The sequence below is a fragment of the Stieleria sp. genome (assembly GCF_041595215.1).
Lineage (GTDB): Bacteria > Planctomycetota > Planctomycetia > Pirellulales > Pirellulaceae > Stieleria > Stieleria magnilauensis.
The window spans coordinates 1-7661 of sequence record NZ_JBFHKV010000341.1 but is presented as its reverse complement, the minus strand read 5'-3'; the positions used below and the strand labels follow the sequence as shown (position 1 = coordinate 7661).

Annotated in this window: 1 protein-coding gene and 1 pseudogene; one reads left to right on the top strand and one right to left on the bottom strand. The window is 57.8% G+C overall.

All coding sequences use genetic code 11. The annotated features are described in order from the left end of the window. Nucleotides 1–463: pseudogene (locus tag ABX749_RS14590) on the bottom strand (hypothetical protein); the annotation flags it as partial. 334 nt (nt 464–797) lie between these two features. Between ABX749_RS14590 and ABX749_RS14585 the strand changes: the two are divergent. Beyond that, nucleotides 798–7661, top strand: a 6864-nt coding sequence (locus ABX749_RS14585) for an SdrD B-like domain-containing protein (RefSeq protein WP_372896622.1), incomplete at its 3' end; no start/stop codon positions are given.

Genomic DNA, 7661 nt, shown 5'->3' with positions numbered 1-7661 from the left:
TCTCCTGTTCTTTCAACGCGGCCGCTGTGGAGGGCGAATCACCGAGGTCGACGAACTTGCTTGCTTGGTTGCCGACACTCTCGTCTGGCATGGGGAGTTCCAGGTTGACGTTCCGTTTCGCCGCTCGATAGTGTCGATTGGTTTGCTTCAAATCCTTGAGTAGGATCCCGCGCAACCAGGCCAAAAGTTCTTCTCTGGATTCCCCGTTGAAATCGGCGATACAGCGTTGCGCCGAAAGCATCGAATTCTGGACGACGTCTGACGCGCCAACCTTGGCCGCAATGTCCGAATTCATCTCTGCATTGGCGATTGCCATCAGATAGGGTTGCGAAAGTCGGATCAATTGACTCATCGCCTGCTGGGAGCCCGACTTTGCGGCTCGCAGCAACAGGATGAACTCTTCACCGGCATCGGGGGACTGCGAGTTTGCAGGGTCGAGATCGCTCTGTTCGGGATCATCCATCGAGCACGGTGTACTGGGTTGGAGCGCAGTTGTCACGTCGGTCACGTCCTATTCTGCACATCGTCGAGAAAAAAATCAAAATTCTCTGTCCGTTTCTTGCTTCGCCTGCACATCGCGTCTTGGGGAACCCCCGACAAAGCGAACGCCTTTGGCGTCTACGACCGTGATGCATCGGATTTCGCTTTGCGTCTTCCAGTTCGCGATACCTGACGAAGAAACGCAGATGATGAATCGATCGCATGAGCTCGGCGACGGGAAATACCGCCGAAAACCCGTAAAATCACTGAGACGCCACCGCCGATGTGTATCCAGACGCAACCTCTTGGTGGAGCAATTGGAGTCTCGACGTCTGCTGGCCGTTGACTACGGCGACGCTCCCGACGCGAGCGATCTCTCCGGGGCGGGGGACTACGCGACGAGATCGCAGAGCGATGGAGCGGCACACGAAATTGTGCCCGGCCTGTTTCTCGGCCGGTGGGTCGATGGCGATTCAGGAGCCGCGCAGGGATCGGGCGCGAAGGCTGACGACTACTCAACGGTGCTCGCGGATCTCGCGGCTGACTTCATTGCCGCCGTCGATCCTGCGGCCATGACCGCTGGAGCCTCCGTCGATTCAGACGCCGCAGGCGGGGGCACTTGGCAATACTTGGTCAGCGAGTCGATCGATCCGAGTAGCGGCTCCGCCAATCTGCAACGGCTCGCGTGGGACACAACGCTCAACGCGTTCGAAGATCCTGCATCCGATCACACCGATGGTTCAAATGGCGACTTCTTGGGTTTTCCCAGCGGCGATGAACTCGCGTTTCACCCCCGCGTTGCCGCCGCGAGCCACCGGTTGGTTGCACGCTGGGTCGCCGGTTCGACCGACACGGGACAGATTGCCATCGAAGGTCGGGTACGCAAGAGTGACATCGCTGCTGGTGACGGCACGCGCCTATTGGTCTACGCCGATTCGGTCCTGGTCTTCGATGACGTGATTGAAGGCGAAGACGGTCGCGGTTTCACTTTCACGTTGCCCGAGGTTGACGTGGCCGAAGGTTCGATCGTCGACTTCGTGATCGACGCCAATTCAAGCTCAAACTCTGACTCGACGCGTTTAAGCGCAACCATCACTCGCGGTGACGACGAAGACGGTGTCGTCGGTGGAAACTTGGAAGACTTCGACTTATTGCCCGGCCGACAGCCGGAGATCCAAGTCGTTGCGACCAACCTCACCGACAAGCCGGCGCTACTGGCCGGTTGGATCGACTTCAACCAGGACGGTGTTTTTGACGACGCCGTCGAGCGAGCGGTCGCCGATGTCCCGATCGGCTCGGATGCCGCGACCGTGACGCTGGTGTTTCCCGAGCCTCCAGAAAACTCGGTCTTCACAACCTACGCCAGGCTGCGACTCAGCTCCGACACCGACTTCGTCGCCGATCCCCATTCGGATGGTTTGGTCGACAGCGGTGAAGTCGAAGATTACCGAATCGGAAGGCCATCACGCGTCTGGGTCGGTCAGGGCAACAACCACAGCGTCTTTAACGGAGCAAACTGGGCGATTCGAGATGCCGATGGAACGGTAACGCCATCGAGCCGGCCGCCGAGATTTTATGAAAATGTCGTCGTTTCGGAGCAATACGCCGGGGAAACTCTGCTGATCGAGACGGACCGCAGCGATCGGTTTCGCGTCCGTTCCATGCGGAGCGCCGCCGATCTGCAAGTACAGCAGAAAGGTCTCTTGCAAATCAATCAAGATTCCTGGATCGCCGGACTCACTCTTGACGGGGTGCGCACCGATTTTGGTGACTCGTTGCAGGCACCGTCCGGGACTCGACTGACCATCGACGGCGACTTGAGATGGAACCAAGCCCAAATCAACTCGATCAACCTGCAGGTGATGGGGAATCTTTTGATCGATAGCGATCGGGAACATGCATTGATCCGTAGCGCGATCAACGCCTACGGAGATGCATCTATCTGGTCCGGCGGTGACATCAACGCGAACGGTTCGACCATTCGCAATCATGGAACGCTGACGACGACGTCCAATGCCGACAGCCTGCCGCCGGGAGCCTTCAACCCGCCCGCAACGATCGTCAACGAATCGGGAGCGACTTGGATTCATGATGCTCCGTCCGCCGCCGACGATGAAGCGGATCTTTTTGGACGATTCTACAATCACGGGACATTGCAGCTCGATTCGGGCAAGCTTGCGATCGGAGATTGTTGCACGCCGCTGACGCACACCGGGCACTTCAATTTGCTTCCCGGCACCGAACTGACGTTACGAAGCAATTTCACGCTGGATTCCAAATCGTCGGTGCGATCGGAAGCAGGCAGCGTGCTTGTCATCGAGACCAGTAACAACACGATTCGTGGGGCGATGGATGTCGACGGCACGCTGCTGATTGAAGGCGGCGTCGATTTTGATACCGCAGTTTCCCTTGCCCACCTGACCATGAACGGCGGTTCCATCGTTGCCTCAGCCCCAGTCAACGTCACCGAGCACTTCCAGTTTCTGGGCGGCACGCTGGGCGGTGGAACGATCACGAGTGAGAAACGGTTGACCCTGGGCAGCTTATCGGGCGACACAGGGCTGACGATCCGTTCCAACTTGATCAATGAAGGTCAAGCTGATTGGCAGGGGCAGAGCATTCATTTTGACAACGGCTCGATCGTGAACAGGGGCGTGTTTGTCGACGCGTCGGGCGGGAATCTCGTCACCCCCGTGTTTAAGAGCGGGAACGTTGAGAACCACGGCCGTTGGACGATCGACGATTCGGTCGGTTCGTCGGGCGTGGCGACTCGCAAAGCGGATTTCGTCAATCATGGCGACTTCATAGTGGCGGGACAGAACGTGGAATTCGCCGGCTTTGACCAGGAATCTGGAACGTTGCAGTTGTCCAATGGCGCGTTCGAGGTTGTCGGTGGCGACCTGAACCTACGCGGCGGTCAACTCGTCGGCGACGGACAAATCAATGGTTCGGTTTTGCAATCGGGCGGCACGATCAGTCCTGGGATGTCGCCCGGCATCCTGGGCATCAGCGGAGACTTGATTGTTACTGAGGGGGAATATCTGGTCGAGATCGGTGGCCCGGCGACAGATGAAAATGGTGACGATGCGGCAGGGCTTCATTTTGACCGCGTCACCGTCGGAGGAAACGCGCAGCTCGATCGAATCCGCGTCGAACTACTCGGCGACTACCAGCCGACGCTTTCGAGTCGGTATTTGGTGCTGCAGGCTAGCGGTGTCTCTGGGCCGGCAAGCGACAATGCGTCGGACGTTGGTATGACGATACCGGGCAGCGACTCGGTGGTCGAACTGGTCGTCACCACGTTGATCAACAGCCCGCCGATCGCCGACGCCGGCGGTCCCTACAGCGGCGTCGAAGGAACGCAATTCATACTCGACGCAACCAATAGCTTCTCTGCGAAACAGTCGTCCGAGACGCTCAACTACCATTGGGATCTCGATTACGACGGCGCGACATTCGATCCGCAGTACTTTGGCGCGACCTTGCCGGTGACGTTCTATGACGATGTGGATCCACCGCGCACCATCGCCGTCCGGGTCACCGATACAGACGGTGACGTTGACATCGCATCCACAACGCTTTCGATTGCCAATGTTGCACCCGACATGCGTGGAGCCTTTGGTGTGCCAAGGCTCTCGATCGAAATCGACGATGATTATGTCGCCACGCTTGTCGGACAATTCGAGGATCCCGGCCACGACACGCAAACGGTGTTGATCGATTGGGGTGATGGCTTTCCACCGACGGAGCTTGCGCTCTCCGACGTTGAACGAGACTTCTCGGTGAACAGGACCTATCCGATCCCCGATTCGGCGACAAACTATGTGATTACCGTGACAGTGACCGACAAGGATGGTGGTAGCGACACGGGGCAGATCGGACTGGAAGTACGGGAACCACTGTCGGAAATTCGCGGGATCAAATTTGACGACGTTAACGGAAACGGAATCCAAGATACTGACGAATTAGGGCTGCCTGGTTGGACCATCGAATTGCTCGATCCTCTCACGGGACAGATCCTTCAAACCGCTGTCACAGATGCTAGCGGTGCGTACGTCTTCGAGGAAGTTGCGTTGGGGGCCTACCAGCTACGCGAGACGCAGCAATTCGGATGGCATCAAACCTTTCCTGTCAATCCACTCGATCGCATCAGTACAGCCGCGGACGGAACCGAATCGGACGGCCAAAGCGATTCGCCATCGATTTCCGCGGATGGCCGGTTCATCGCATTTTCTTCTTTAGCATCCAACTTGGTTGCCGACGATACCAACCGATTGCGTGACATCTTCGTCAAAGACACGGTGACCGGATCGATCGAACGCGTCTCGCTGTCGGTCAATGGCGATCAGCCCGACGGCGCCAGTTACACCCCATCGATCAGCGGCGACGGCAATCTTGTTGTTTACCGTTCTGTCGCACAAAACTTGGTTCAAGACGACCGCAACGTCGCCAGTGACATCTTTGCGTATGATCGTCGCACCGGCGTGACTCGGCGTGTGAGTGCAAACTTGGATCTGGACGAAGGCAATGAGGACAGCTTTGCACCGGCTATCAGCGGCGATGGTCGGTTCGTTGCGTTCGAGTCGACGGCATCGAATTTGGTTCCCGGTGACACCAACGGAGTCGCCGACATCTTTGTGACCGATTTGCACACGGGGCTTACCGAACGCGTCAGCATCGCGAGCGACGGATCTCAATCGAATCGGGGAAGCTTTCAACCCAGTCTCAGTGACGACGGTCGATACGTCGTCTTTTCGTCGGGTGCGCAGACGCTTGACGATCGCGACCGTGACTTGAATCTTGACATCTATGTCTACGATCGAGCACGAAACGAGCTGGCGCTCGCAAGTCGCGGTGCTGGTGGGCAAGCCGCAAACGGAGACAGTTTCGCGCCAGCCATCAGCGGCGATGGACAAGTCGTTGCATTTGCGACCACCGCGACCAATCTCGTGCCCGGCGATACAAACGGCCAGATCGATGTCTACGTTTCGGATTGGACCGACGGCAGGCTCCGTCGCGTCACGCACGGCAACGGGCCGAGCAGCGGGGCAAGTCTGAACGCTGACGGTACGAACGTGTTGTTCACCTCGTACGCGAGCGATTTGATTGCAAGCGATACGAACGACGGGCCGGACGTCTTTTTTCACGATCGAACACTCGATGTCACCAAGCGGGTTGGCCAGTCGCTGATCGCAGAGAGCGACCACTTCGCCTTGCAGGCAGTGCTTAGTCAAGATGCCAGCGTGATCGCGATGGCATCTGACGGCAGCAACCTGATTGCGAACGACGCAAACGCGCGACGCGATCTTTTCACTCAGCGATTGACCGGGTCCTACGCAGTGGAGGTCGATTCGATTGGTGTAATCGACGGACTCGATTTCGGAAATCAGTTTCGGTTGGCTTCTATCTCGGGGCAAAAGTTCGCCGACGAAAACGGCAACGGCGCCCGGGACGTGGACGCCGAAACCGGTGCATTCGTCGAGCCGGGGCTGGATGGATGGACCATTCAGGCCGTTAACAGTCGGACCGGTGAGTCCTTTCTGACGGTCACGTCCAGCGTCGACCTGGACGGAAACGGAGTCATCGATCCGATCAGCGAGCAAGGGCTGTACGAGTTTTCGGCCTTGCCGCCCGGCGGATACGAAGTGTTTGAACGACTCGAGGACGGCTGGATCCCTTCATCGCCGCGTCTTCAACTTCCCGTGCCCTTGGAGTTTCGTGCACCGATCTCCAATGACCCACCACCCTTCGGTCCGGCCAACGACCCTCGACTTTCTGTCCCCGCAAGCAGGCTTTTGCGGACCCAGCGCGTTCGAACACCCGTCACACGGATTCCGGCGGTCGCCGAGGGGCAAAGTGAGCAGTTGCCGATCCTCTATGTCAAAGGCTTTAACGATGATGGTTCGGGCTGGGGAGAAACAGGATTGTACTTCCAAAACCTCGCCGACATCACCGACGGCCAAAGTTACGCGAAAGGTTCCGCGGGTATCGAGACTTACGGAATTCAATTCTGGTCAACCGACTTCGGAGATCCCAATCTTGACCCGGAGAATGACTCCTTCGATCGCAGTGGTGCGGTGGTCCAAACACTCGACGATTTAGCCGATCCCAACAACGTTCTGCGAAAACCGTCTGCCCAAGAATTTATACTCAATAGCCTTAGCGAGATATTTGCCGGGCTTTTTGATCCCGAGAATTGGGTTCTGGAGTGCCCCGATCTTCTTGATGTGACGTCGTGCCATATTCCGGCGTTGTCGTACGACTTTGCCGAAGCCCGGTCGAGTTACAACGTCAATGGATTGGCTCGTTACCACGCCGAAGACCTGTTGGAGTTACTGCAAGATCAGCTCGGTCGCGTCGGCCCTTTGAGTGACGAGTCGCAAGTCAACTTTTTGACCCACAGCGCCGGTGGACTCGACACTCGCGCGGCGCTGGCGCTCCTGCAAGCGACCGGTGACCCGGCGCTGCAGCAGGCGGTTTCCAACGTCGTTTACACGGCACCTCCGTTTGGCGGCAGCACCGGAGCTGAAATGTTGAACGCGTTTTATGAAAACGACACGCTCGGAGCGACGCTACTCGATCCTTGGGTGACGGAATACTTGACCGATGCTTACTGGGGACCGTTTGAGTCCCTCGCGCGGCTGTTTATCGCCGAGCCGATTGTCGCGTCCGTCTACCAGGCGATCGACCTGTTCTCGGGAAGCTACGACACGCTTGCCGAAAAGATCGCCGCGGTCCCAGATGCCGAAGCGGTCTCGCTTGCCATCGACCAGACGATCGACGAATTGGATGGTTTCATCAAAAACATCACGGCACATCTTCCCAGCGGATCGTTCGGCCTTGCAGAAATTGACGAATTCCTGAGCACCGATTCGAACAGCTTTGATCCGCTGTTTCGAGGTTCTATCACCAATGAATTGATCGTTCCGGTCGTCAGGCAAGTCTTGACAGCGGCGATGGGCTTGCCGGGACAACCGAAACTGCGGGACGACCTGCGGCCCTACGAAGCCATTCACGATAATCTCCAACAGTTCGACGCAAACTTGCAGATTCCCCAGTTCGTTGTGTGGGGCGAAGGCGGTTTCTTGCGGTTTCTCGCGGGCGACGCCGCCCCGAATACGCCCGTTCCGATCAATCAAGGCCCACCGCTGGAACTGGCCGCTGCGGACCCGAGATCCCTT